This window comes from Thalassospira sp. MCCC 1A01428, assembly GCF_002115825.1.
Taxonomy (GTDB): Bacteria; Pseudomonadota; Alphaproteobacteria; order Rhodospirillales; family Thalassospiraceae; genus Thalassospira.
Genome location: NZ_JFJZ01000002.1, coordinates 66,826 through 91,826 on the forward strand (window position 1 = coordinate 66,826; position 25,001 = coordinate 91,826).

The window sequence follows — 25,001 nt, forward strand, 5'->3', positions numbered from 1 at the left end:
TAAAAATCATAACCGAGAGATCGATGGATTTATTTAGCATTATCAAATCATTACACGTCATCAGCGTTATTGCCTGGATGGCGGGAATGCTATATTTGCCCCGGCTTTATGTTTATCATTGCGACGTAACCCCTGGTTCCGAGGCCGATGAAAAGTTCAAAATCATGGAACGGCGTTTGCTTCGCGCCATTATGAACCCGGCGATGATCGCGACCTGGATTTTTGGGGGCTATCTGATTAGCGCAACCGGTGCCATGACCGAAGGCTGGTTTCACGTGAAACTTCTTTGCGTGGTCCTGATGACGATTGTGCATATGGTTTTGTCGAAATATCGTCGTGTTTTTGCTGCTGGTGCCAATACCAAATCCCCAAAATTCTATCGTATTTTAAACGAAGTTCCGACGATTCTGATGATTGTAATTGTGTTTATGGTTATCGGAAAACCTTTCTGATTTTGAAAAAATCGACAAATACGATTTTTCGTCACGGATCAAACATAAAAAAACCCCGCTAAAGACTAGCGGGGTTTTTGCGCATTAGATTATTCATCTATGCTTAAATTCCGATAATCCTGATTAATCAGGCATTGCCAGCCGGGGTGCTTTCAGCAGCCTGGGCATATTTTTTACGGAACAGGTCGGCAAAATCGATCGGATGCATCATCAGCGGCGGGAAACCACCATCTGCGGTCAGATCAGCAACAATTTTGCGGGCATAAGGGAACAGAAGACGCGGCACTTCGATCAACAATACCGGCAGGCGATGTTCATCAGGAACATTCAGGGTAACAACCGCACCATATTGCAAATCGATCACAAAGGCTGTTTTGTCAGCAATTTCAGCTTTGACATCAATTTTCAAAACAACTTCATGCAAACGCTGGTCTTCGGTTGTCCGGGCCTGAACATCAACATCAATGTTGATCTTGGGCTGCTGTTGCAGAGCAACGCTTTCCGGTGCGTTCGGATTTTCAAACGACAAATCCTTGGTATACTGGGCATGAATGGTGATCGGATTGCCAGCTTGCTGTTGTGCTGCGTCCGTGCCTTCTGCACCGGTGGTATTTTCAGCCATTAAAAGATAACTCCCTAATATCTTGGAATTTGGTCAGGAAAAAGCCGTTCAACCCTGACGAAACCAGTTGCCGACGGCCGGTTTATTTCCGACGGGGCACACTGTAATTTTGGCTGAAGGCGGCTTTTTTCTGACACCGTGAGGTTCGGTTCCCGGGTTTTGACAACACGAAAATAACGCCTGATGGCCTAGCATGTCTGGAACAGGTGGGCAAGATCAAGGCAGGCTGTTATGTGGTTTTTAGCAGCACGGGGACATATCCCCTGGCCGGGCCGGGGCAAAGGTTAAGGCAAATTTTTTGACAGGCTGGATTTTAGGGGTTTGACAGAAAAAAGCCGGGCAAAGTTTACCCGGCTTTTGAATTTTTCATGATCAAACGACGTTAAAATCTGCCTGTCAGACGACAGTGGCAGCTTCTTTAGCCGCGTGGTGGCAAATTCTGTTTTGTATCGGTGTCGTCCTTGTCATCAGAATCATTGGCTGATGTGTCTTTTTGCTGATCAAGGTTTTCGTAATCGCCATCAATAACAGGGCCGCCGCCAGGGCCACGTTGCCGGTGCGATCCGCCGGCACTGTTGGTACCGGTTCCGCCAAACGGGTCGTTCTGACGATAAGCCCGGCCACTTGACCCGGCACCAAATGACATGCGCATTTTTCCCGATTTCATCATTTTCAGGATCAATCCGGCGCCAATTACCCGGCGTAGCGGTGGGATGAGTAATAAAAAGCCCATCGTGTCGGTGACAAAACCGGGTGTTAGCAGCAAAATGCCTGCAATCAAAATGCAGACCCCGTCAAACAGCGGGCCGAGGGGCATTTCGCCCTGGTCAAGTTCCTGCTGTGCTTTGGCCAGGGTTTGTAACCCCTGGACCCGCATTAACGATGTGCCCAGAATGGCGGTTAACACGACAATTGCAATGGTCGGCCACAAACCGATCAGTTCGCCCGCCTGAATAAAAACGGCGATTTCGACGATCGGCATCACGACAAAAATGCCAAAAAGAATAAAGCCCATAATTGCTCCGTCTGGCGCTGGCTATTTGTAAATAAACAGAACTCACCAAAAGGCGAAATTCTGCATTAAATGATAACAGATGATAAATCCACGCTGGTGCGATACCGACATAACTGGACGAAAATGCGGCAGCGTGCCAGCCACGCTATGTCGTTTTAGCATGTTTGAAGCTGTTCTGGTGAAGTTGATCACATTTTTCCAAGTTCGATAGTTGCCCTTGCATTCAGATAAGGTCATACCATTTCACGAACACAGGCTGTATGATGGCGGTTGCCGTCCGTCGACACCCCAAAAGCAAGAGTCCGGAATTGCAATATTTTGATATTATTCTTTTTGCGCTGATCGCCATCTTTCTGATTTTGCGCCTGCGTAGTGTGCTGGGCCGTAAAACCGGCAATGAAAAACAGGGACCGACCGATGTTTTCGGGCGGCGTACCCACGAAGATGCCGCTGGTCAAAACCAGAAAGACGGCAATGCTCCGTCGGGTGAAGATAATGTGTATCGTTTACCTGATACCAGCCGAAATTCCGAAACGGAAAATCAGGTATCTAACCCTGCCCTCACCCAGATCCAGCTTGCCGACAGGTCTTTTACCCAGCAGGATTTCCTGAATGGGGCGCGCATGGCGTTTGAAATGATTGTCGAAAGTTTTGCCAAGGGCGACAAGGAAACGTTGAAATCATTGTTGTCGCCGGAAGTTTACAAAAACTTCGCTACAGCAATTGATGATCGTGCCTCCAGTGACGAACATGAAGAAACAACCCTGGTTGGAATTAAGTCCGCCGTTATCCATGATGCCAATGTGGAAGGCCGCACAGCTTATATCACTATTAAATTTGTATCCGAGGAAGTGTCGATTGTTCGGAACAAGGCAGGTGATGTGATTTCAGGTGATCCAAATAACGTGATCGAAGCCGAAGATTTGTGGACATTTGCTCGCAATATGGAAAGTTCCGATCCAAACTGGCAGCTTGTTGCGACCGAAACCCCCGATGATGAAAACTGATATCGGTTTTCCGGGGTTTTAATGATGCAAAGGCGGTTTCCCGAAAGGCGAAGCCGCCTTTTTGATATTTGGTGTTCTTTTTATTTGCCGACATGGCTGGCGCTTTTGGTTTTTTAACCGTTACCACCGACACTGTGCAGATCTGAATTTTGGTTCCGGTTTGTTTAATGGCGGCCTTTTTGATTAAAAAACGATCCCCCTTGCTGTTTGGTGTTTTGCTGGCATTTATGGCGATCATCCTTGTTGGCAGTGCTGTCTGGTTTTTTTGGCCCCGGATTGTCGAATATGTCACACCGCCCGAAAAGCCGGACCATTTAACCCTGTCTCCGGCCCGTTTTAGCGACCTGGATGGCTGGCAAACCGATAACATGCAACCAGCCCTGATTGCCTTTCAACGCTCGTGTGAGCGGATATTAAGGCGGGCAGACGACAAGGATATTGGCCCTGACCCCCGTGTGGGGACGGTGGCGCAATGGCGACCGGCTTGCGAAACAGCACTGGAAATTAATGCCCAAACTGTACGCAGCGAAGATTTGCGCGTTTTTTTCCAAACTGCGTTCAAACCCTGGCGGGCGGGCAATAATAACGATCCCGTAGGATTATTTACCGGTTATTACGAGCCGGAATTGCGCGGCAGTTTAACCCGGCATGACCAGTTTCAAATTCCGCTTTATTTAAAGCCGGATGATATGGTCGATATTGATCTTGGTGCCTTTCGTACGGACCTGAAAGGCCAAAAGGTTGTGGGCCGTGTGACCGGCAAAAAAGTGGTGCCTTATTATAACCGTACCGACATCGAGGCCGGTGCCCTGGCAGATCGTGGTCTTGAACTGGTTTGGGTGGATGATGCGGTTGATGCGTTTTTCCTGCAAATTCAGGGATCCGGCCGGGTGGTGCTTGATGATGGCAATATTTTAAAAGTGGGATATGCCGCTACCAACGGGCAGGCCTATTTTGCTATCGGTCGGGAATTGATCAAACGTGGCGCGTTAACGCCGAAAACCGTGTCGTTGCAAACCATTCGTCAATGGCTGCATGATAACCCCGATCAGGCCGATGACGTGATGAACCTGAACGCCTCCTATGTGTTTTTTCGTCAATTGCCCGGGGATCCTGATGCCGGTCCGATCGGGGCGCAAGGGGTGCCGTTGGAAACGGAACGATCCCTGGCCGTTGACCGGCGCTTTCATGCCATGGGGGTACCGATCTGGCTTGAAACCCGTGATGCAATGAATGCTGATCGTAAGTTTCACCAGCTTATGATTGCGCAGGATACCGGCGGGGCCATTCGCGGGCCGGTGCGGGGTGATATCTTTTTTGGCCCCGGTGAAAAGGCCGCCCTGCATGCCGGGCATATGAACCGGCAGGGGCAAACGTATCTTTTGTTACCGGCCGGTATTTCGATTGATGAATCCCCGTTAAACCGTCAGGATTAACCAGGGAAATTTCAATAAAATAGCAGGCAGGAATCAATGTGATGATTCGTCATATTGTTTTGGTACAGGTGCCCTATCATGCTGACCCGGTTGAAACAGCGGCGGTGTTTTCCGGCATGAAAGAAATTGCCGAAAATGTTGAAGGGATGCTTGGTTTTGTCGGCGGGCGAAACCTTGATAAAGATGGCCTGCATCAGGGTTTCACCCATGCCTTTACCATCGATTTTGTCGATATTGCCGCCCGCGATGCCTATGTGGTCGGGCTTGACGAAAAACAGATCGGTCATCGTCTGACCAAACTGGCGCAAGGCGGGTTGGGTGGCATTATGGTGATGAATACCGCCATAAACAGCACATCGGTAACCGGGCCTAAACGTCCGCGTAAACTTGAAGCCAGTTGGAGCTAAAGCAAATAATTTTTATATAAGTATAATTAATAATATCTAATTTTCAATTATATTGGATTAATATCCGATTTTATCTTGGTTAAGGAACATTGGCATCACCCTGATTTTTTAGCGAAACGCCGATTTTACGTAACATTCGTAGTGGATCGCGCAGGGAACTGCCCAGTTCCGTCAGGCTGTATTCTACTTTGGGCGGAATCTCCGGGTAAATATGACGGCTGATAAATCCGTCCTGTTCCAGCTCCCGCAATTGCTGTGCCAGCATTTTTTGCGAAATTCCGCCAATATTGCGTTCCAGTTCCGAATAACGGCACGGCTGATACGCAAACAATGAAAACAGGATTTCAACCTTCCAGCGGCCAGCCAGCGCGGAAAGGGCATCCGATACATGTTCTGCCGACCCTCCGGCACTAAAACAGGGGCCCTTACCTTTTGGTAAGTTACTGTGAATATTGTGCGTTCTTCCCAATTTCTACCAATCCTTCTATGTGTCAAACCATCATGACACGCGGAGAAGGTTGATGAAATATCGATTATTGGGACGCAATACTGGTGTTGCGGTGTCGCAACTGGCCCTGGGTACGGCACGAATGGGGCGCCTTGAAAATGGTAAAAGTGACCCGGCCGAATCGCAAAAAATCCTGCATCATTTTGCTCATGCTGGCGGCAATTTTATTGATACTTCCAGTGCCTATCAGGGTGGGTTTTCCGAACAGATGGTGGGGGATTTTTTAAACGCATCATCCCGCGATGATTTTGTGATCGCCTCGAAATATTGCCGGACACCTTTAAAGCAACCAGGTGCCGCCACCCATGGCAACCATCGCAAAGCGATGATGGCCGAGGTCGAAGGCAGCCTGAAGCGGCTTAAAACTGACTATATCGACGTTTATTTCGTGCATTTTGACGATAGTATTACACCGATTGCAGAAATGATGCGCGGGCTTGATGATCTGGTACGTGCAGGCAAGGTTTTATATATCGGCCTGTCAAATATGCCGATGTGGCGCCTGGCATCGGCCAACATGCTGGCACAATGGCGTGGTTTGAGCCCGGTTAGTGTGATGCAGATTCAATATAACCTGCTTGAACGGGCCATTGAACGGGAATATATGCCCTTTGCCGAAGCAACCGGAATGGCTGTTATGGCATGGTCGCCACTTTTTGGGGGTGTTTTGGCAAAAAAGGATACGGAACATCCTGAACATGCCGCTTCATTGCAGGCGTTGGGTCACATTGCCGATCAACTGCAAAAAAGCCCGGCTGAAATTGCCCTGGCCTGGCTTTTGGCAAAAAATACATTTCCGGTATTGGGGCCACGCACCCTTGATCAGCTATCAAGTGGGATAAAGGCGCTAGATGTTGTTTTGTCTGCTGCCGATATCGCGGCACTTGATCAGGCTTTTGCCTTTGCGACCGGATATCCCTACGATTTGTTGTCAGCCACCCAAACTAAAGCGGGATATGACGTGTTACGTTCTGACTATCCGGTTTTGTAACGGGTTATTTTCATAAAAACGGGCAGGAACCACGCCCTGCCCGTTGATATTGGCTGGTATTTCAGTGTTGGTTGGCCGGTAAATTTATCGGGTATTACTGGGCAGCAACCGTGTCACTATTGGTGGTATCGCTATGGCAGGCGCGCGACTTGCGCAGGCGCTGGCTTTCGGATTTAAGCTGGCCACAGGCTGCCAGAATATCGCGGCCGCGGGGCCAGCGGATTGGTGCCTCATAGCCACATTCATTCAGGGTATTGGCAAATTTCTTGATGCCAGCCGTTGGCGTGCATTCATAATCCGAACCCGGCCATTTGTTAAACGGGATCAGGTTAAACTTGCAATTTACCCCTTGTACCAGCTTGGCCAGTGCACGGGCATGTTCGGGTTGGTCATTCACCCCTTTTAACATCACATATTCCATTGTGATGGGGCGCGAATTGGACATGCCGGGATAGTGGCGGCAGGCATTCATCAATTCTTTAAGCGGGTATTTTTTATTGATCGGCATGATTTCATTGCGCAAATCATCGTCCGGGGCATGCAGCGAAATTGCCAGGCCAACGCCCAGTTCTTCACCTGCACGGACAATTTCCGGCACTACGCCCGATGTTGAAAGCGTAATGCGGCGCCGCGAAATCGAAATGCCTTCGCCGTCCATGGCAATGCGCAGGGCATCGCGCACATTTTCATAGTTAAATAACGGTTCGCCCATGCCCATCATAACGATATTGGACAGGCGACGAATGCCATTGGCCGGGGTCGGCCATTCGCCGTAACTGTCGCGTGCGACCATGAACTGGCTAATAATTTCGCCCGGTGTCAGGTTACGCACCAAAAGCTGGGTGCCGGTGTGGCAAAACTTGCAGGTCAGTGTACAGCCCACCTGGGAGGATACACACACAGCGCCCCGGTCTTCATGCCGGTCGGGAATATAAACGGCTTCGGCTTCGTTACCATCGCCAAAGCGCATCAGCCATTTGTGGGTATCGTCTGAGCTTTTTTGATCCGCGGTCAAAACCGGGCGGCCAATGACGTAATCCTGGCTGAGCCTTTCGCGCAGCTTGACCGAAATATTGGTCATGCCGTCGATGCTGGTCACACCCCGGTTATACATCCAGTTCCACAGCTGTTTGACGCGAAACTTGCTTTCCCCCATGCCCGAAAGAACTTCGGTCAGTTCCTCGCGCGACATGCCGATCAAATCCTTGCGGCCATCCGCTGTCAGCCCACCTTTGGCACGGGCGACAAAATCAGACAGGCCCGGCTGGCTTGCAGCGGCGGGTGCGGCAGGCATGGTATGGTTTTCGCCTTGGGTACCGGAATTTTCCACATCCATGCGGGTTCCCTGATCAGCGTTTTGGTGCTGCGGGGTTATGTCGCTTTTAGATGCGTGTAAGACATCGCTGTCGGTCATTCCGGTCTCTCTCTTGTCTGGCAAGGGGTATTTTGATGTTTTGGTCTGGCATGTGCAGGGTGCCCGTGGCAGCCAGCCATAACATATTCAATTCACCGGTCATATGGTCATGACATTTGAGAATGCAAATGCCGCCGGAATTGCCATGTTGCGGTTTTGGCTAAAACAGGTGTTTCGCGGGTATTGTAACTGGCACGCCAGCATGAATTAAAAAACCAATCGCCCCGCATATAGCGGAGCGATGGTTAATTATAAACGATAAAATTCACATTGCAGCTATCAACCGGAAACAGGGGGAATTTTGAATTCCGGTCGAGATCGTGTTTTGCAATGGTTTCGCAAGGTTTTAATCAACGGGCTTGGTACCACAAGCCTTTGAAATTGCATTATAGGCGTCGGTAAAACCGGAAAGTGAATAGGTGTCGGTGGTTTTCGTGTCTCGCGATGAAAAACCAACGACCGACATTTTGATACCGGCTTTCATGGCCTTGACCAGCTTGCGGTCTTCTTCGCTGTTCACGGCCCAGGCTGAATCGTCATAGGTAAAGAGTTTAAAACGATTCGAATCGACCCGGACATCAACCTCGCTGTTTTTCTTGTAGGTGTAGCCGGTGATAAAGCTGACTTCGTTAAACAGTTTCAGGGCGGGGCGATGGGTTACCATCACATAGATTTTCCCACGCTTGCTGTAGTCACCTTTGGCCGAGGTCGGCTGGCTGCCCATATAGCAAACTTTTTTGCCTTTTTCCGTATAGGTATAGGCTTCCCACTTATTATAGACGTCGATCAATTCCGGGGAATTTTGCGCAAAGGCTGAACTGCTGCCGGTCACCGACACCATCAGGGCAATTGCGCCGAGAAGAGTGCTTTTGACGAGACGATGTACTGCTTTTTCCATGGTATCCGCGTAACTAATCTGTGGTTATCAGGATCTTGGTGCCGGCATTTTGGGCCGACAAAGGCATATCATGCGATTAAAACAGCGGACCAAACCGGAAAATCCCGTGTCAGACGCCTTTGTTTTCATCACATTATAAACCGAAGAAATTATTACCCATCAATGTGGCGTGGAAAGGTAAAGATTCGACCAAGGAATGGCAGGTTATTCGGTATTTATAGATGTATCTGCACAGGTGAAATTCATCCCTTGTGCGATTGCTTGTCTTTTACCACTTCGTCAAGGCAGTCCTGTAACGCAATTTCGCCGTTTCCGTCACGCAATCGGGCCAGCATATGAACCAGTACAGGCTGCTTTTTGCCCCCTTGCGGATAGAAAAAAACATCCAGAGCGCAACGATCAGACCGGTATTGCCAAACTTTGGCTGAGCCCTCGCCGCGTTGCATTTCCGGTTTGCCAAGTTTGGCCTCAATTGCTTTGCTATCAAGGTTGGCAAGGCTGGCGGCCTTGATCTGAACAAACGGGATTGCGGCGGTTTTTTTCGGTTTTACATCGGGTCTGATCGGCGGTTTACGGGCCGCCAGGGATGCGGCCTGGTTATTTGGCACGGTATTATCGGTTTTTTTTGCCGCATTGCGCGCCGGTGCTTGCGCCATACCGTCGCTATAGGATGCGCCGTTCAGGGTATTTTTGCCGTAATCTGTGTTGGTTACCCCGGGGCCAACCGCATTACCGGCACAGGCTGCCAGTAACCCCGATAACAATGTTACCGATATAATCGCGCCAAGCCGTTTCCGGGCGCTGCCTGGCAGCGCACCGGTAAAGTCGGGCATGAATTTTAAACAAATTGCGGCGCGCACGGATCAGGAATCGTCGCTTTTACGTGGAATGGTAATGGCAGCCGACGGTGCCTGGCGGCTCGACGGGTCATCATTGCCTTCGATATAATCAAGGCTGCCCTTGATCCGCGCGCCATTTTCAATTTGCAGGCTGCCGTAATTAATGGCGCCCTTGATATCGGCCGTACCCAGAATGGATACACGACGGGCGTTAAGTTCGCCCTGGAAATTGCCGCTGATTTCAGCTTCATCAACTTTGACTGTGCCGACAAAGGTGCCGCCGTCGCAAATTTCGATGCGCTGGCAATCGTTGATCTGGGCTTCAACATGGCCTTCAACGACCAGAATGTCGCAAGACCCGATTTCACCTGACAAACGAATATCCCGGCCAACAGTCAGCTTTTTGCCCTCGGTATTTGAGACCGGGGTGCTGGGACGGTTGGCACTGCCACGGGTCGGAATTTCCAACGGACGTTTCGGAATTTCCGGGCGGAAGTTGGTGGAATGGGGTTTGCTGGACATTGCGGGTTCATCCTTGGTGCGCGTCTGGGTAAACAGGCGCGGCTCACTACGTTTTTCAGGTGTATCTTCCGGCTTTTCTACCGGTGACGGTCCGGTCTTTACCTCGGGCCGGTTCGGCGTATCTTCCGTCTTCCCGGCAACTGCGGGTTCCAAAGATGTATCCGACGAAGCGGGTCTGCTGTCGACTGTTTTGTTGGCTTTTTTCTTACCGAACATGGGATTGGTCAATCCTTGTCTTGCAGTTTCCGGCGCGAGGTAACGCCATAGGGTTGGTTTTGCGAAATAATCAGGTCAAATTAAAAATTGTCAGGCGGCCACACCGGGCTGGAAGGCGCCAAGACGAATGCAGTAATGAACCATGAAAGCCGTTGCAATAATCGGGGCGATCAGATTAACGAAAGGCACTGTCATTAAAAATGTCAGTGCGACACCGGCAATCCACAATTTCATCTGGCGGCGCTTACGAAAGGCCGTCATGGTTTGCACATCATAACGACGTGCTGCAACCAGTTCAAAATATTCACGCGACAGCAAATAACCGTTCATCGCATAAAAAGCCACGATGTAAACCGGCCCCGTGATAAGCAAGGGCAGGATCAGAATATTAAGCAGCAATGCCGTCAGGGCAAATTTAAGGCCGTTGATCAGCGCTTCGAAAAATGGCTGATGCCGGGGTTGGGGCAAATGCGGGTAATGTTTGTTTTCAACCGCTTCGGCCACCTGGTCCAGCAACAGACTGCTGATCAAAACCGTCATTGACGGGAACAGCAGCAAGACCAAAACAGCCAGACCAACACCAAGCAACCAGTCGGCCGCGGTTTCCATCCAGCCGCCATCGGTGAAAAAAGTTACCGAATTCAGGCCAAAACCGATTAGTCCCCACAATGCCAGAATGGTCAGGATGGCACCGCCAACCCCGATCAGGACCACACGCCGAAACCGGGGGTCCGAAAACTGGGCCAGTGATTTCATGAAGTCGTTGATCATTTCTCTGGTCGGGTCCTGTTCTGGTAGCATTTGTCATTTAGCATCATGCCCGATCCTGGCGACCGGCTCGGGCACGCAATTTTCAACATGCATCATACTTGATAGGCAATGAAAATTAACAGCGGGTGAAGCTGTTGCTCTGCTTTTGTCAAAATCGTTAAGAAAGATGAAAAAAATTATTCTTTGGTCGCAAAGGCCCCCGAAATTCGGGCTTTGATCAACATTCAAGGCCTGAAAATATCGGTATTTTTACTGGGAAGGGTATATTGCGGACAAAAAAGAGGCGTCCGGCCAGGGGGGTAACCGGACGCCAGCGCTCCAATATTCTGGAGTGTCGAGGAAACGGTAGGGGAAACCGCATCCTCACACCGGCTTTCCTGAAAATAAGGAAGCCTTGTGACAAGTGATGATATGGGAATGTGATGCGCTGTTTACCAGTCTTGCTAAGGACATGGCGGCTATAAATTTAATGCATGGCAGCGGGTGTTTTTCCGATTTTGGGCCGGGCAAAAAATTACCGGCCAAAACGCACATCAGGTTTTGGCCGGCGGAAAATTTGTATTGTTTTGAATTTGCAGCGATTTTTTAAAAATCGCGCCAGCTTTGCAATCATTCGAGCCTTATCAGCCCTAGTTGCCGTTGCCGATCCAGATACGTTTAAATTCAAACAATTTTTGATCCAGTTTCATGCCTTCTTCGGCATTAAACAGGGTAACCGTGGTTTCAATACCGGTGGCATCCTCGACAACCCACTGGCGCAACTGCATTGGATTATCCTGAAATACCAGGGTGACATTGCCAGCACCGGGGTCGGATTTGCGCACCAGCTTGACCCGGATGGTTTCAGCCGTACGGCGAAAATCAATGATTTTAACATCACGGCTCAGCGAGACATTCTCAGCCAAAATCAACCCGGCAGGGGTTTCGTCGATATCAAAATAGGTCGGCGCGTTGATTTCCTTGTCGTAATAAATGAAATCATGGCCAGTCGCGACCAGCAGAATTTGGGAAGGCGGTGCATATTCAAACCGCATCTTGCCCGGGCGCTGCATATAAACGGTGCCCTTGGCGGCCCCGCCATCCGACGAGATTTGTACAAAATCGGCTTTCAGGGTGGTGATTGCGTTTAGATAGTCTTCAATCCGTGCAACATCCTGCTTGTCCTGGGCGTCAAGCGTTGCGGCGGCATCCGCAGCGTGTGCAATTCGTGCCCCCATAAGCGTTGTCGCCGTAAATGGCACAATCGTGATCGCTGCACCGGCCAGCATGGTCGATGTTGCAAGCGGGCGAATGAAGGTAGCAAGTTTTCTGGCAATACTGGCGAAGCGCAAATCTGAACCCATTTATGTAGCCTGTTTATCAAATCTGCTTCGCGCAATGGCGATTGCGAAAGACAGATGGCAGATGATAGTAATTTCATCAAACATTTAACATATCGCATCATTTGGGGCACAAGGCCAGTCTGGTCAAGCTGTGCCTGCAAATGATCACAATTGGCGGAAAATTGCCCGAATTGGCACCCGCGACAAGGAGATACCCGGAAGATGAGCCGTATTGTCGCCATCCAGATGGACCCGGTTGAAGATATCAATATCAAGGGTGATTCGACCTTTGTAATGGGTCTTGAAGCACTTGAACGTGGTTATCAGCTTTATCACTATCACCCCGATGACATGTTTTATGATCAGGGCCGGGTGAAGGCACAGGTCCGCCCGCTGGTCCTGCGCAATGAAGCAGGCAATCATTATGACTTGGGCGATGCAAAGATCATTGATCTGGCGCGTGAAACCGATGTGATCCTGATGCGTCAGGACCCGCCCTTTGACATGAATTATATCACTGCCAGCCATTTGCTTGAGGCAATCCACCCGGAAACCTTTGTGGTTAACCATCCCGGTCATGTGCGCAATGCACCGGAAAAGCTGTTTGTTACCGAATTTCCCGATCTGATGCCGCCCACCATGATCACACGGTCGCTTGAACGGATCAGGGATTTCCGCAAACAGCATAAAGACCTGATCGTAAAGCCGTTATTTGGCAATGGCGGGGCTGGTGTCTTTCACATCAAACCTGATGATGAAAATCTGGCATCCCTTGTGGAACTGTTTGCGGTGCAGTCTCGCGAACCCTTGATGGTGCAGGCTTATGTTCCTGCCGTGCGCAAGGGTGATAAACGCATCATTCTGGTTGATGGCAAACCGGTGGGTGCGATTAATCGTGTGCCCGCCGATGGCGAAGCCCGGTCAAATATGCATGTGGGCGGTGTTGCTGAAAAATCGATGCTGACCGATCGTGAAAAGGAAATTTGTGACCGCATCGGGCCGGAACTTAAAAAACGCGATCTGATTTTTGTTGGTATCGATGTGATTGGCGATTATCTGACTGAAATTAACGTTACTTCGCCCACTGGTCTGCAGGACATTAACCGGTTTGACGGGTCAAAACTTGAAGCATTGATCTGGGATGCGATTGAAACCCGCCTGCCCTGATCAACGACAGTTTGATCAGGGATTATAGGCCCGGTTTATGATGAGGCCTGTTTTCACAGTTTGATCGCCGGTTGATCGCCGATTTCGACACCCCCTTGGGCCGATGATGGACCAAGGGGGTTTTATTTTGTGGTTTTATCGGGCCGATATAACCGTAACATTTTGTTTAATTGCCATTTTAACCAAAATATTTGCCACGAAGTCGTCACAGCAAGCAGGCAGGGTAGCTGTACCAAATCAATGATATTGCTGATTTTACGGAACTTATCACAGGGCCACGGCGTATCACCTGTTCTGGGCATGACATGTAACCGGTTAAAAAAGGCAGCGATATGAACGAAGCGCAGCACGACGAAACATCTGATTGCTGGCTGGCGGGGCCGTTTTTGTTTGGCCGTGGCTGCCATGCCGGGGCCGTGAAAATCGCAGCGTTGCTTATTACCCGTCATGATGATGCGCCACCGGTTTTGTCACCAATGGGGGAAGGCAGCATCACGCCGGTTAAACTGGCCGAAAAGTTTGATCGCAGTTATTGGCGTTATGATTTTACCCTGCCCCGGCAAGCCGGTACCTGGTATGCAATTGGCGATAACCATTTCCCTGTTTCTACCGATTTTGGTGACAATCTTGATCTGGCTTTTGTGTCTTGCAATGGGCAGGAACAAGACGATCTTGACCGGCCGATAGACCAGCGCAATGCCTTATGGGCCGATTTATGTGATCGCCACGACTTGCAACCGTTTTCACTGTTATTGCATGGTGGCGATCAGATTTATGCCGATAATGTCTGGCAATGCCACCCCGAAATCACTGCATGGCAAAAGGCACCCAATCGCCAGAAAAAAGAAACGGCCTACACCGATGATATGGCTGATGCAGTTCTGAAATTTTATCTTGATCATTATATCACCGTTTATTGCCTGCCCCAGATTGCCTATCTGATGGCGCGGGTGCCGTCGGTTATGATGTGGGATGACCACGATATTTTTGACGGCTGGGGCAGCCATCCTGGTGGATTTCAGGACATGGCGGTGGCACGGGGTATGTTTGACGCTGCCCGTTATGCTTTTATGCTGATGCAATTATGTATTGCCCCCGACGGCAGTGATTTGCCCGATAGCATATATGACCCGACTGCCCGTTCTCTGGGCTGGCGCTATGATTATCCCGGTATGAGCATCATTGCCCCTGATTTGCGATCCGAACGGCGGCGGGATGCCTTGATGGGGGATGTCGGCTGGGCCATGCTGGAAAAAATGGTGCGTGACGTGCCAAAATCCAGCCGGATTTTGCTGATGTCGAGCGTTCCGGCCATTGGCCCGCGCCTGTCGGTGGTCGAGGCGATTTTATCTTTGATGCCAAAATCGCAAAAATACGAGGATGACCTGCGGGATCAATGGCAAAGCCGGGCACATCGCCGGGAATGGCGCCGTTTTCTGGAATTGATTGAAGACATCGCCACCACCGATGATCACGACGTGACAATTCTTTCAGGTGAAATCCATCTGGCGACGCGGGGTGTTTTTGAAACCCGGTCGCGTGTTGTTCATCAACTGGTGGCATCGGGCATTGCCCATAATGCTCCGCCAAATGCCTTTGCCCGGTGTTTGGGCTTTTTGGCGTGGCTGGGCGATAATCCTTTGCCGGGGCGGCCTACCCGGCTGCGTCCGTTGCCCGGTCAATCCTCCATTTATGTTGCTGAACGTAATTACCTTACATTGACGCGGCATAAATCGTCATGGCATGCCAACTGGCGTCTCGAACAGTCGGGTCTAAGCCCGGACATAAAAATTTAATTGGGATCAGGCGATACATTCCAAACTGTTGCTGCTGCCTCAATGCCCTTTCCCTTTGATGATCAGGATAAACGATGCGTTTGTTTTTTGCTTCAACGTCGCCTTTTGCGCGCAAGGTTCGTATTTGTGTCCGCGAGCTTGGCCTTGGCGCCGATATCGAAGAAATTTTGATCAATCCCTGGACCGACGAAAAGTTGCGCGCGATTAACCCGCTGGCCAAAGTGCCGACATTGCTGGCGGATGATGGCCAGGTTCTTTTTGAATCCGGGGTAATTTGTGATTTTCTTGACGAGTTGGCACGAAACACGGGCAAAACAGATCGGCGCCTGTTTCCCATCGCCGGGCCAAGTCGCTGGCACGCCCTGCAGCTTCAGGCACTGGCCGACGGTATCATGGCCGCAACCGGGCGCCTGTTTGCCGATCAGCAACGCCCCGTGGGCGAACGGTCGGATTTTGTGATGAAACGTCAGGCTGATGCTGTGGTTTCCGGCTTAAATGCCCTTGATCGGCAAGTTGACACCCTGAATGGAACCTTACCGGGCATTGGCGAAATTGCAGTGGCATCGGCGCTGGAATATCTGGCGTTTCGCTGGCCCGATGAACATCAGTTTCCCATGCCGGCGACATTGGCGGTGTGGCGGGCCGAATTCGGGAAACGTCCGGCCATGGTTGAAACCCGTTTTTATCTGCCAGAATAACGGTGCTGAAAGGCATTTTACCCAACAGGCAGCATCAGGATATGATGCGATAAAGGATATCTCCCGATAATCGCCCTGTCGTATTTTTTAAAATCGTCTATACAGGGCGCCTATCTTCCCGCCATGCCGTATTTAAAGATCAGGATGACATGACCCCAATTTCCAAAGCTGTTCGTGAACGTGCCTGGGCGCGGGCGCGTAAAATCAAGGGGGAAAACCCCGACGAAGTTCGTGTGCATAAGGCCAGCGGCATTACCATGAAACGTGAAAGTTTCGGCAAAATGCGCAATTTTGGCTGGACCGTGGTAGAAGGCAAAGCCGTTCCCTGCCGCAAGGAATTTCTGGTGCCACGTGAAGACGGCGTTGTTGCCAGTGAAAGTGACAGCGAGGTTGAAGACGAAAATGATGACGACATCGAAGATGGTGACGTTGTTAATGCCGATATTGCCGCAGACAATAACAAAAACAGCCGCGAATAATAAAATCATCTATAATAACCATATAAGATCATATTATTGATTTTGAATGGTAAATTATTCGGTTTTATTGACATCTGCACCCGTTTTTGACGGTTACGCATCTTTAAATACCCGTTTTTCAGATGGTTTTTGCCACGGGTCTGTTTTTGATCCGGGCATGTATTGGTAAATTTGCACGTGCTGGTTGCCTGTTTTTCCGTTTAGCGCCAAAGTGATGGCCTTGGGGATTACACAGGCTTCATCATGACTGCACATGTATCGACCGTGGCCTTTTCCGGCATTAACACCATTGTGGTGGATGTACAGGTGCAAATGGCCAGCGGCCTGCCTGCCTTTACTGTTGTTGGCCTGCCGGACAAAGCGGTATCAGAGGCCCGCGAACGGGTGCGTTCCGCGCTATCGGCGATGGGTCTGTCCCTGCCACCCAAACGCATTACCATCAACCTTGCCCCGGCCGATTTGCAAAAGGAAGGATCTCATTTTGATCTGCCGATTGCGCTGGGCTTGCTGGCGGTGATGGATGTCATCAGTTTTGAAGATGTATCATCGTGGGTGGTTTTGGGGGAATTGGGGCTGGATGGCTCGATCTCGGCGGTGGGTGGTGTGTTGCCCGCCGCGATGGAGGCTGCAGGCCGTGATTTTGGCATTATTTGCCCCAAAGCCAATGGTAACGAGGCATTGTGGGCGGGCGAGCTGGACATTCTGGCAGCACCCAGCCTGATATCGTTGATCAATCATTTTAAAGGTAGCCAGATTTTACCGCGCCCGGTGCCAGTGAAAGCGCTTTCACCCACGGTGGATCAACCTGATTTGCGTGATATCAAAGGGCAGGAAAGTGCGAAACGGGCATTGGAAATTGCTGCTGCAGGTGGGCATAATTTACTGATGAACGGCCCGCCGGGATCGGGGAAATCGATGTTGGCGGCGCGCCTGCCCGGCCTGCTGCCCGATCTTTCCCCGGCCGAGGCTTTGGAAAGCACGGTTATTCATTCGGTATCGGGGATTTTGCCCGAAGGCGGGCTGGTGCGCGCACGGCCTTACCGGTCGCCACATCATTCGGCCAGTATGCCGGCCCTGGTTGGCGGGGGGCATCGGGTACGGCCTGGTGAAATTTCATTGGCCCATCATGGGGTATTGTTTTTAGACGAGTTGCCGGAATTTAATCGCAATGTTCTGGATGCCTTGCGCCAGCCCCTGGAAACCGGTGAGGTATCGGTGGCGCGCGCCAATGCCCATGTTACCTATCCGGCCCGGGTGCAGTTAATTGCTGCAATGAATCCGTGTCGCTGCGGGTATCTGGGGGACGAACATGCCGCATGCAGCCGCGCCCCGCGGTGCGGCGAGGATTATCAGTCCAGGTTGTCCGGCCCGTTAATTGACCGCTTTGATATTCAAATAGACGTGCCTGCCGTGACTCCCGACGAACTTGATGCGCCGGCCAATGGTGAAACCACCGCGATTGTCCGGGAACGGGTTTTGGCGGCCCGTGCCCGCCAGATTATCCGTTATGGCCCGGACAACAAGGTAAGCTGCAATGCGCTGGCTGATGGTGACCTTTTAACGCGCTGCGCCACCCCCGACCCGGAAGGCCGCGAATTATTACAGGATGCCACCCGGCGCATGAAACTTTCGGCACGCGGATATCACCGTGTTTTGCGTGTTGCCCGTACCATTGCTGATCTTGGCAATAGCGATACCGTTACACGTGGCCACATTGCCGAAGCATTGATGTATCGGCAAATGGTCTATCGTCGCAAATAACCAATAACCAGCCTTACTGGCCAGATGGTTGCGGCAACGGGGATATAAAATGACATGGTTAAGTCAGATGAGGGGCATATCGGGGAAGGAATTTGACGAAGGAGAAGGCAGGAAAGGGCCGGGTTAAATTTTTATGGATTCAGGCATAATGCTGGGGTTGCTGGTTGTTGTCGCCAAACCAGTCGCTATCGTCGCTGCGTGACAGACGATAGACGCTTGAGGGTGGAACATTGCGTATGGTGTGGCCGACACGGGTGGCTTTCAGCCCTAACCGGTTAAGGATATTGGCGTGAACCGGGCACCGTGGACCATAGGTGAACTGGTAAAAATACCCGCCGGGCCGAATATAGCGAAAAGCACCTGTCAGCACCCCCATTACCTGGCGCGGATTCATTGAAAGCAGCGGCAAGCCACTTATAACAGTACCAAGGTTTTGGTCAGGGTAAAGGTTGGCTTTGGCCAACCGGGTGGCATCCATGCACATCACCCGTGTCCCGGGAAACCGCCCGGATAAGGCATGGGCAAAATCCTTGCCGGCTTCGATCAGGGTCAGGTCGTGGGGGTCAAGGCCGCGGGCCAGAAGGGCGCGGGTAAAAACACCCGTGCCAGGGCCAAGTTCCAATACCGGGCCGTCCTGGGGGTTTACTTCACGGGTCATCAGTTCAGTCAGGGCTGGCCCGGACGGGCTGATTGCGGCAACACGCCTGGGGTCACTAACCCAGGCGCGTAAAAACGGCAACAAATCGGACATCGAATTTTCCATCTCTCCGGCGGCGTTTAACCACACTGCTTTCGTTATGACGCGCCCTTATATGTTCGCTAGAAGGTGGTGATTTTGCGGCAAAATTTCTATTTTAAAAATGAATTTTTACCGCCTTTGTCATCGCTTACTCCAATATCCTGGCCGGGCCGCAGGCATGACGACAGGTTTTTGCAACCTGTTGTGATGTTGTCAGATGTCGCCTCTAGTGACGATGAAGCAACTGATCAATGATTTTCGCCTTGGCCGGATCAGCATAAAAACCTGCCGGTACAATCAGGGTACCTTTGCTGCCGTCGCTGGCTTCGATCATGTAAATTGTGGCGTCATCACCGGGGTCAGTGCCGGTATCAACACTGTTGCTATGCACGATGCGAAGATCCGAGACCGGGTATATCGGCCCGTCGCCATCCCGTTTGACACCGCTTTCGGTGCAAACAAAACTATGGGTGAAGCCATGTTCGACTGCATTGTCTTGTAACTCTGACAGGTTCATCATGCTCTCCTTGGTCTGATGCGATGTGCTTTTAAAACGTAGCAGCATCGCGTCTGTTCCCGGCTTTATTGCCGGGGTCCCGGCCCTACCGGGGTGCATTGCGCAAAAACGGCACTGCAAACTAACCCGTTATCAGGGGCCAACTGGCAAGCTATGGTGTGGATACCCGGCCTTTCATATCAGCTGCAACTAGGTACATTTCCACCTGATCCGGCCTTGCGAAGTTTTTTCGCCAGACCTTGATACAGGCTGACATCCTGCACCTGAATTGTGGCAATGCTCTGCCAGTGTATTGGATGCCTGCAAGGTAAACCGGGTTTTGGGGAAGCAAGAACAGGAACCGGCCGGATTGGCACAGGGTTTAAAGTTCGCGTTTCATGCCTTCGTGGCTGGCGACAAATCCAAGGCGTTGATAAAACCGGTGGGCGTCGGCGCGGGTTTTATCGGTGGTAAACTGCATTAGCGATGCGCCAAGGTCGCGGGCGATATTAACGGCATGTAAAATCATGGCTTCGCCAATTTTTTGCCCACGATAATTTGACGATACCCGCACCCCTTCAATCTGCGCCCGTAACCGGCCCTGACGGGATAAACCGGGGATCAGGGTCAGTTGCAGACATCCCACAATCTGTTCATCCATAATTGCCAGTAAATACTTGTTGGGCAAGGCATCGGTACTGGTGGCTTCCATGGCGTCAAAGGCATTGCCATAAACATCGGGCAACGGATTGGTGAAGTTTTCGCGGGTTTTTCCTTTTTCATCATCAGCAAGCAACGCGACGATGGCGGGTAAATCGGCGCGGATGGCATACCGAAAAACCGGTAATGCTGATTGTGTTGATTGTGACATGGAAAACCCCTGTAAATATTGGCGATTGGATGTGTTTTACGAAAAATTGGGGTATTCCGCCACATGGAAACGGGGGGCGATTTTAATACAAAAAACCCCGCAACCAGCGTGGTTGCAGGGTGAAATCAGCATTTTTTCGGGTATTTATCGGCTTTAAAGCCTTTTTCCCAATAGTCCTGTTTGCCATGCCGGATATGGCAGGGGACAAAGACCGAATAGGGAAAATCCCCATGAAACCGGATGAACCGGGCCTCGCCCGACCAAACAGGGGTTTTTAATAACCGATATTCAGATCTACCAGCCCAATCGGGGTTTCCCCCTTGTCGATGCGACTAATATTTTCGGCAATCTGGTCCACTGCCGGGCCAATGCGGGTGGCGGCAGCGATATGAGGTGTCAGGCGAATTTTGGGGTGATTCCAGAACGGATGGCTTGACGGCAGGGGTTCGTTGACGGCCACATCCAGAAAAGCCCCGCGCAAATGCCCGGTATCAAGCAGACGCAAAAGGTCTTCTTCCACAATCATCGCCCCGCGCGAGGCATTGATGATGGCGGCATTGGCGGGCAATTTTGACAGGCGCGCACTATCAAGCAACCCTTCGGTTTGCCCGGTGCGTGGCAACAGGCAAATCAGGATGTCGGTCTGGCCCAAAAACTCATCCAGGGTTTCAGCTCCGGCAAAGGTTGTTACCCCTTCAATGGCTTTCATCCGCCGGCTCCAGCCTGAAACGGCAAACCCCATATTGGCAAGATGGGTGGCAACGGTTGCACCAAGGGCACCCAACCCCATCACACCCACGCGGAAATGTCCAATTTCGGCAACATCGCGGGGGTGCCAGTCGCCATTATTTTGCGAGCGCATATAATGGTCAAAATCACGCATGAAATGCAGGGCGGCATATGTGTGATATTCCACCATCTGCTGTGCCATGCCTGCATCTTCGAGGCGGACGATCGGCACATTTTTGGGCAGGAACGGGGCGGATAACACATGTTCAACACCGGCACCCAGCGAGAAAATACCGCGCACATTGGCAAGGCTTTTCATCATGCCCTGTGGCTGTTTCCAAAGCATGGCAAAATCAATTTTGGCCGGGTCGTAATTTTCATCCTGCGTATAAATGGTGGCGTCTGGCAGCCGGGCGGTCATCGCCTCTTTCCAACGTTGTTCCTCGCCTTGGGCGGCAATCAGGATTTTGTAGGGGGCGGACGCAGGCATTGCTGCTCTCCTTGTTTGTTTTTAATTTGTTAGTTGTTTCGGGTGTCAATTTATAACGCATGCCAGATGGCGGCGTTCCCCAAACATGCAGCTTTTGGCAATTTATCTGTTTTGCGGTGGTTATCTTTGGACAGAATACAGGCGACGGCACCGTCGTGCCATGCCCTCACCGGTTTAAAATATTGATATCGTTTTACATCCGCGTGTAACCCGGTCTGGTGTTTAACCGGGGCCAGGAATGCACGGCATCAACCCTGTGCTAAAAGCAGCTTTAATCCGGCTGTGACCAGCTATTGGGCAGGATGGTCACAGCCGGGCATGTTTGTTAGTGGGCAAAAATCATGGCCGGATCGCGGAATGTCTTAAATTCCAGCCCGTTTCCGGCGGGGTCGGTGACAAAAAACGTGCCCTGCTCGCCGGGTTCACCCACAAAACGGATTTTCGGGTCCAGCAAGAATGTAATCCCGGCATTTTTTAACCGGTCTGCCAGATCATGCCATTGTTGCCATTCCAGAACTGCCCCGAAATGCGGGATTGGTACGGCATCGCCATCGACTGTGCCGGTTCCTGCATTTTGTCCAGCTTCGGGGCGGACATGGGCGGAAAGCTGATGGCCGAAAAAGTCAAAATCGATCCAGTTTTCGGTCGATCTTCCTTCATCACAGCCCAGAATATCGATGTAAAAAGTGCGGGTATCGGCAATGGATTTAATTGGAAATGCCAAATGAAACGGCGGAATTTGCATGGGTTTAATTTCCAGAAAAATTAACGGTAATCGCTGGTCATGACTGTAAATCAGAATGATAATGGCTAAAAAGTCAGAAGTTCTGATTATACCAATAGGAAAACTATCGTTATGGCTTTGCGCCCTGCCACTCCGTCGTTAAATGCCTTGCGCGCGTTTGAGGCCGCAGCAAGACATGGCAGTTTTGCCCGTGCGGCAACGGAACTGGCCGTGACACCCGGTGCAATCAGCCAGCAGGTTGCCAATCTGGAAGCACGGCTGGGCATATCCCTGTTTGATCGCAACGGGCCGCAACTGGTGTTGCGTGATGCTGGGCGGGCTTATTTACCGGCTTTGCAAAAGGCGTTTGACGAAATTGAAGCCGCCACATTGGACCTTTTGACCCACGGGGGCGCCGATCGTAAACTGGTCATCGGCGCTTTGCCAACATTGGCAACTGTGTGGTTGATCCCGCGTTTGGCCCGGTTTCAAACCGCCTTTCCCCATATCCGGCCTGTCATTGAAACCCTGTCGCTGAACTTTGCCACGCCAAACCGCATGCCGGATCTGGGGGTGCATCAAATGGATGTGGGGCTATATTTCGGGAATGGCCACTGGCCGGGATTTGCCAGTTTTAAAATACTCGAAGAACAACAGATTGTAGTCGCCGCCCCCGGCCTGATCGGCCAAAAAGACCCATCCGATGCCGTGGACAGCGCAACGTTGCTGGCGCGCTATCCGCGGCTGGTACATACCACCCGGCCCCGTGCGTGGCATCAGTGGGGCCTGGCCAATGATGTGGTCATTCACGGCGAACCGGGGCTGGGGTTCGAGCATTTTTTTATGCTGATCGAAGCGGCCAAAAGCGGCATGGGCATTGCCCTGCTGCCGCGTATTTTAATTGAAACAGCATTGGCAAAGGGCGATCTGGAAATTGTTGCAAAGGGCAGTTTGCAGGCAAGTGACGCCTATTACCTGATTTGCGATGAAACCCGGCAAAATGACCCTGAAATAACGGCATTTCGCCAATGGTTATTGAGCGAGGCCACATTGGCGGAGACGGCCGGCACCAACACCGGGGTTAATATACCCTAATCCTGTGTGGGTGCCCGGTGATAAAGGGTATGAAGTTCATAATCCTTTTTCGGGCCAACCACTTTAATTCTGGTTTCGAAATGATCTGTATGGTGCCAGAACATGCGGTGATGATACATGTCCTCGCCGCAGGGATGGTGGTCTTGTGCGGCAAGTACGTCATTGTCAGAAATATTGTCAAAATCGAGCAAGACATAGCGGTTGCCAAAACCGACGGGATCACGAAACAGCATTTCAATCGCCTGCCCGCGCAAGACGAAATCATATTCGCGGTAGCCCTCAAAACGTTGCCCGTCAAAACGCTGTAGCATTCCTTCTTCACGGTAACGCAGGCTGTTTTCCGGGCTATCAGGGGCGGCAAAGAACCGGGCTGTTCCGGCAAAAGTACCCATTTCGCCCATTGCCCGGCGCAGGGTCCAGTCCCCGGTCAGGCTGGTAAAAATGCGTTGCGCGGCGATTTCAGGTTTAACCGACATTTCGGGGTTTCATCATTCGGGCCATCGGCAGGGGGAAATGGCATATTGGGAAAAGTGATTTAAAATCAATTGGTTTTCCCCAGGTCGATTTCACAAGATCGTGGTTTTTACCGTGTTATCCGGGTTTTTCCACAGGATTGGTTGATTTTTGTTTTGATTTCGAAATGTTGTAAGGGTTTGATGCGGAGCGAAACCCGCATATCGCCTTATGCGATGTGAGAGCAGGCCTAACTGGCGTGCTATAGGCACGCCAGCATTTGCCGGTTAGTCCTGGGGCAGCATCAGGCCCAGTTTTTTACCACCGATGATATGAACATGCAGATGCGGTACATCCTGACGGCCATGCTCGCGGGTGTTCGAGATCAGGCGATAGCCATCTTCAACCACACCGGCAGCGGCCGAAATTTTGCCAATCGCGCGGGTAAAAGCCAGAATTTCTTCGTCGGATGCATTCATCGCGAAGTCGTCATAGCTGGTGTAAGCGCCCTTGGGGATCACCAGAATATGGGTTGGCGCCTGCGGGGCGATGTCGTGAAAGGCAAGGACGTGGTCATCTTCAAAAATCTTGTTGCACGGAATGTCACCGCGCAGGATTTTGGCGAAAATGTTTTCGGAATCATATTCTTTAACGGCCATCGGAAGGCTCCTGATATCAGACGGGATGTAACCGGATTATTCGCTACGCGATGCCTTTTCGGCAATACCTGAAATGCCCTGGCGTTTTGCCAGAATTTCCCAGACCTGTTCGGGTTTTACGCCGCGATCAGCCCATAGCACCAGCAAATGATACAGCAGGTCGGCACTTTCGGATGCGACATTTTCCGGCCCTTCGGCAAGGGCGGCAATCACGGTTTCTACCCCTTCTTCACCCACTTTCTGGGCGATTTTGCGGGTACCCTTGCTAAACAGCCTGGCGGTATAGCTTTCTTCGGGGTCGGCACCCTTGCGGGCGGCAACTGTATCGTACAGCCGGTCAAGAATTTCGCCGTCCAGTGCTTTGGTCATTTTCCCGTCCTGCCCTTTGGCAAACATTGGCAAACAGTGAATAAACTACACTATT

At 51.2% G+C, this 25,001-nt stretch carries 28 protein-coding genes; 11 read left to right on the plus strand and 17 right to left on the minus strand.

Annotated elements, in window-relative coordinates; translation table 11 throughout:
* Positions 1 to 23: 23 nt before the first annotated feature.
* A complete protein-coding gene (gene hemJ / locus THS27_RS01905; RefSeq protein ID WP_085587337.1) occupies positions 24 to 452 on the plus strand; it encodes a protoporphyrinogen oxidase HemJ in 429 nt (142 codons plus the stop codon).
* A gap of 127 nt (positions 453 to 579) precedes the next feature.
* On the opposite strand, the gene secB is transcribed toward hemJ, so the two are convergent.
* Together secB and THS27_RS01915 are read right to left on the minus strand one after the other, a co-directional pair.
* A complete protein-coding gene (secB, locus tag THS27_RS01910; RefSeq protein ID WP_085587339.1) occupies positions 580 to 1,074 on the minus strand; it encodes a protein-export chaperone SecB in 495 nt (164 codons plus the stop codon).
* A gap of 418 nt (positions 1,075 to 1,492) precedes the next feature.
* Positions 1,493 to 2,089: an FxsA family protein gene (locus THS27_RS01915; RefSeq protein WP_085587341.1), complete on the minus strand. Its 597-nt coding sequence runs from the start codon at positions 2,087 to 2,089 to the stop codon at positions 1,493 to 1,495.
* 308 nt (positions 2,090 to 2,397) lie between these two features.
* On the opposite strand from THS27_RS01915, the gene THS27_RS01920 reads away from it, so the two are divergent.
* From THS27_RS01920 to THS27_RS01930, 3 genes are all read left to right on the plus strand, one after another.
* Positions 2,398 to 3,096, plus strand: coding sequence for a Tim44/TimA family putative adaptor protein (locus tag THS27_RS01920; protein WP_139835443.1), 699 nt, complete (start codon positions 2,398 to 2,400; stop codon positions 3,094 to 3,096).
* Between the two features lie 167 nt (positions 3,097 to 3,263).
* Positions 3,264 to 4,532 carry a murein transglycosylase A gene (locus THS27_RS01925; RefSeq protein WP_085587345.1) on the plus strand — a complete coding sequence of 423 codons (1,269 nt, stop codon included), beginning with the start codon at positions 3,264 to 3,266 and terminating at the stop codon, positions 4,530 to 4,532.
* Between the two features lie 41 nt (positions 4,533 to 4,573).
* The gene (locus tag THS27_RS01930; RefSeq protein ID WP_085587347.1) at positions 4,574 to 4,939 is read left to right on the plus strand and encodes a Dabb family protein; all 366 of its coding nucleotides are present in this window, start codon (positions 4,574 to 4,576) and stop codon (positions 4,937 to 4,939) included.
* Between the two features lie 79 nt (positions 4,940 to 5,018).
* Here the strand turns inward: THS27_RS01930 and THS27_RS01935 are convergent, their stop codons facing one another.
* On the minus strand, positions 5,019 to 5,408 hold the full coding sequence (locus THS27_RS01935) for a helix-turn-helix domain-containing protein (protein WP_085587349.1): 390 nt from the start codon (positions 5,406 to 5,408) through the stop codon (positions 5,019 to 5,021).
* Positions 5,409 to 5,460: 52 nt separating this feature from the next.
* On the opposite strand from THS27_RS01935, the gene THS27_RS01940 reads away from it, so the two are divergent.
* Positions 5,461 to 6,438 carry an aldo/keto reductase gene (locus tag THS27_RS01940; RefSeq protein WP_085587351.1) on the plus strand — a complete coding sequence of 326 codons (978 nt, stop codon included), beginning with the start codon at positions 5,461 to 5,463 and terminating at the stop codon, positions 6,436 to 6,438.
* A 94-nt stretch (positions 6,439 to 6,532) separates the two neighbouring features.
* Here THS27_RS01940 and rlmN read toward each other — a convergent pair whose 3' ends face one another.
* From rlmN to THS27_RS01975, 6 genes are all read right to left on the minus strand, one after another.
* Positions 6,533 to 7,732, minus strand: coding sequence for a 23S rRNA (adenine(2503)-C(2))-methyltransferase RlmN (rlmN, locus tag THS27_RS01945; RefSeq protein WP_085587704.1), 1,200 nt, complete (start codon positions 7,730 to 7,732; stop codon positions 6,533 to 6,535).
* Positions 7,733 to 8,198: 466 nt separating this feature from the next.
* Positions 8,199 to 8,750, minus strand: coding sequence for an invasion associated locus B family protein (locus THS27_RS01950; protein WP_085587353.1), 552 nt, complete (start codon positions 8,748 to 8,750; stop codon positions 8,199 to 8,201).
* Positions 8,751 to 8,992: 242 nt separating this feature from the next.
* The gene (locus tag THS27_RS01955) at positions 8,993 to 9,610 is read right to left on the minus strand and encodes a hypothetical protein (RefSeq protein ID WP_139835444.1); all 618 of its coding nucleotides are present in this window, start codon (positions 9,608 to 9,610) and stop codon (positions 8,993 to 8,995) included.
* A 3-nt stretch (positions 9,611 to 9,613) separates the two neighbouring features.
* Positions 9,614 to 10,264 (minus strand): polymer-forming cytoskeletal protein, encoded by a 651-nt coding sequence (locus tag THS27_RS01960; protein ID WP_246832796.1) that lies wholly within the window; start codon positions 10,262 to 10,264, stop codon positions 9,614 to 9,616.
* A 153-nt stretch (positions 10,265 to 10,417) separates the two neighbouring features.
* Entirely contained in the window at positions 10,418 to 11,128 is a 711-nt protein-coding gene (locus THS27_RS01965; protein WP_246832797.1) for an EI24 domain-containing protein, read from the minus strand.
* 599 nt (positions 11,129 to 11,727) lie between these two features.
* Entirely contained in the window at positions 11,728 to 12,441 is a 714-nt protein-coding gene (locus THS27_RS01975; protein WP_246832798.1) for an outer membrane lipoprotein carrier protein LolA, read from the minus strand.
* A 201-nt stretch (positions 12,442 to 12,642) separates the two neighbouring features.
* Here THS27_RS01975 and gshB point away from each other — a divergent pair, with 201 nt between their 5' ends.
* From gshB to THS27_RS02005, 5 genes are all read left to right on the plus strand, one after another.
* Complete coding sequence (gene gshB / locus THS27_RS01980; RefSeq protein WP_085587363.1) at positions 12,643 to 13,587, plus strand: glutathione synthase; 945 nt, start codon at positions 12,643 to 12,645, stop codon at positions 13,585 to 13,587.
* Between the two features lie 332 nt (positions 13,588 to 13,919).
* Positions 13,920 to 15,383, plus strand: a complete 1,464-nt coding sequence (locus tag THS27_RS01990; protein WP_085587367.1) for an alkaline phosphatase D family protein — start codon at positions 13,920 to 13,922, stop codon at positions 15,381 to 15,383.
* A gap of 74 nt (positions 15,384 to 15,457) precedes the next feature.
* Positions 15,458 to 16,081 (plus strand): glutathione S-transferase family protein, encoded by a 624-nt coding sequence (locus tag THS27_RS01995; protein ID WP_085587369.1) that lies wholly within the window; start codon positions 15,458 to 15,460, stop codon positions 16,079 to 16,081.
* Positions 16,082 to 16,230: 149 nt separating this feature from the next.
* Positions 16,231 to 16,560 carry a hypothetical protein gene (locus THS27_RS27295; protein WP_246832799.1) on the plus strand — a complete coding sequence of 110 codons (330 nt, stop codon included), beginning with the start codon at positions 16,231 to 16,233 and terminating at the stop codon, positions 16,558 to 16,560.
* Between the two features lie 243 nt (positions 16,561 to 16,803).
* Positions 16,804 to 18,321 carry a YifB family Mg chelatase-like AAA ATPase gene (locus tag THS27_RS02005; protein ID WP_085587370.1) on the plus strand — a complete coding sequence of 506 codons (1,518 nt, stop codon included), beginning with the start codon at positions 16,804 to 16,806 and terminating at the stop codon, positions 18,319 to 18,321.
* Positions 18,322 to 18,460: 139 nt separating this feature from the next.
* On the opposite strand, the gene THS27_RS02010 is transcribed toward THS27_RS02005, so the two are convergent.
* From THS27_RS02010 to THS27_RS02030, 5 genes are all read right to left on the minus strand, one after another.
* Complete coding sequence (locus THS27_RS02010) at positions 18,461 to 19,072, minus strand: class I SAM-dependent methyltransferase (RefSeq protein WP_085587708.1); 612 nt, start codon at positions 19,070 to 19,072, stop codon at positions 18,461 to 18,463.
* Positions 19,073 to 19,286: 214 nt separating this feature from the next.
* On the minus strand, positions 19,287 to 19,625 hold the full coding sequence (locus tag THS27_RS02015) for a phosphoribosylpyrophosphate synthetase (protein ID WP_246832800.1): 339 nt from the start codon (positions 19,623 to 19,625) through the stop codon (positions 19,287 to 19,289).
* Between the two features lie 313 nt (positions 19,626 to 19,938).
* Entirely contained in the window at positions 19,939 to 20,427 is a 489-nt protein-coding gene (locus tag THS27_RS02020) for a GNAT family N-acetyltransferase (RefSeq protein WP_085587372.1), read from the minus strand.
* A 274-nt stretch (positions 20,428 to 20,701) separates the two neighbouring features.
* Positions 20,702 to 21,646, minus strand: a complete 945-nt coding sequence (locus tag THS27_RS02025; RefSeq protein ID WP_085587374.1) for a glyoxylate/hydroxypyruvate reductase A — start codon at positions 21,644 to 21,646, stop codon at positions 20,702 to 20,704.
* A gap of 325 nt (positions 21,647 to 21,971) precedes the next feature.
* Complete coding sequence (locus THS27_RS02030) at positions 21,972 to 22,391, minus strand: VOC family protein (protein ID WP_085587376.1); 420 nt, start codon at positions 22,389 to 22,391, stop codon at positions 21,972 to 21,974.
* 111 nt (positions 22,392 to 22,502) lie between these two features.
* On the opposite strand from THS27_RS02030, the gene THS27_RS02035 reads away from it, so the two are divergent.
* A complete protein-coding gene (locus THS27_RS02035; protein WP_085587378.1) occupies positions 22,503 to 23,465 on the plus strand; it encodes a LysR substrate-binding domain-containing protein in 963 nt (320 codons plus the stop codon).
* On the opposite strand, the gene THS27_RS02040 is transcribed toward THS27_RS02035, so the two are convergent.
* From THS27_RS02040 to THS27_RS02050, 3 genes are all read right to left on the minus strand, one after another.
* Positions 23,462 to 23,941: a DUF6314 family protein gene (locus THS27_RS02040; RefSeq protein WP_246832801.1), complete on the minus strand. Its 480-nt coding sequence runs from the start codon at positions 23,939 to 23,941 to the stop codon at positions 23,462 to 23,464. The two genes, THS27_RS02035 and THS27_RS02040, sit on opposite strands and share 4 nt — an antisense overlap.
* A gap of 264 nt (positions 23,942 to 24,205) precedes the next feature.
* Positions 24,206 to 24,577, minus strand: a complete 372-nt coding sequence (locus tag THS27_RS02045; protein WP_085587380.1) for a histidine triad nucleotide-binding protein — start codon at positions 24,575 to 24,577, stop codon at positions 24,206 to 24,208.
* Positions 24,578 to 24,613: 36 nt separating this feature from the next.
* A complete protein-coding gene (locus tag THS27_RS02050) occupies positions 24,614 to 24,946 on the minus strand; it encodes a phosphoribosyl-ATP diphosphatase (protein WP_085587382.1) in 333 nt (110 codons plus the stop codon).
* Positions 24,947 to 25,001 lie beyond the last annotated feature (55 nt).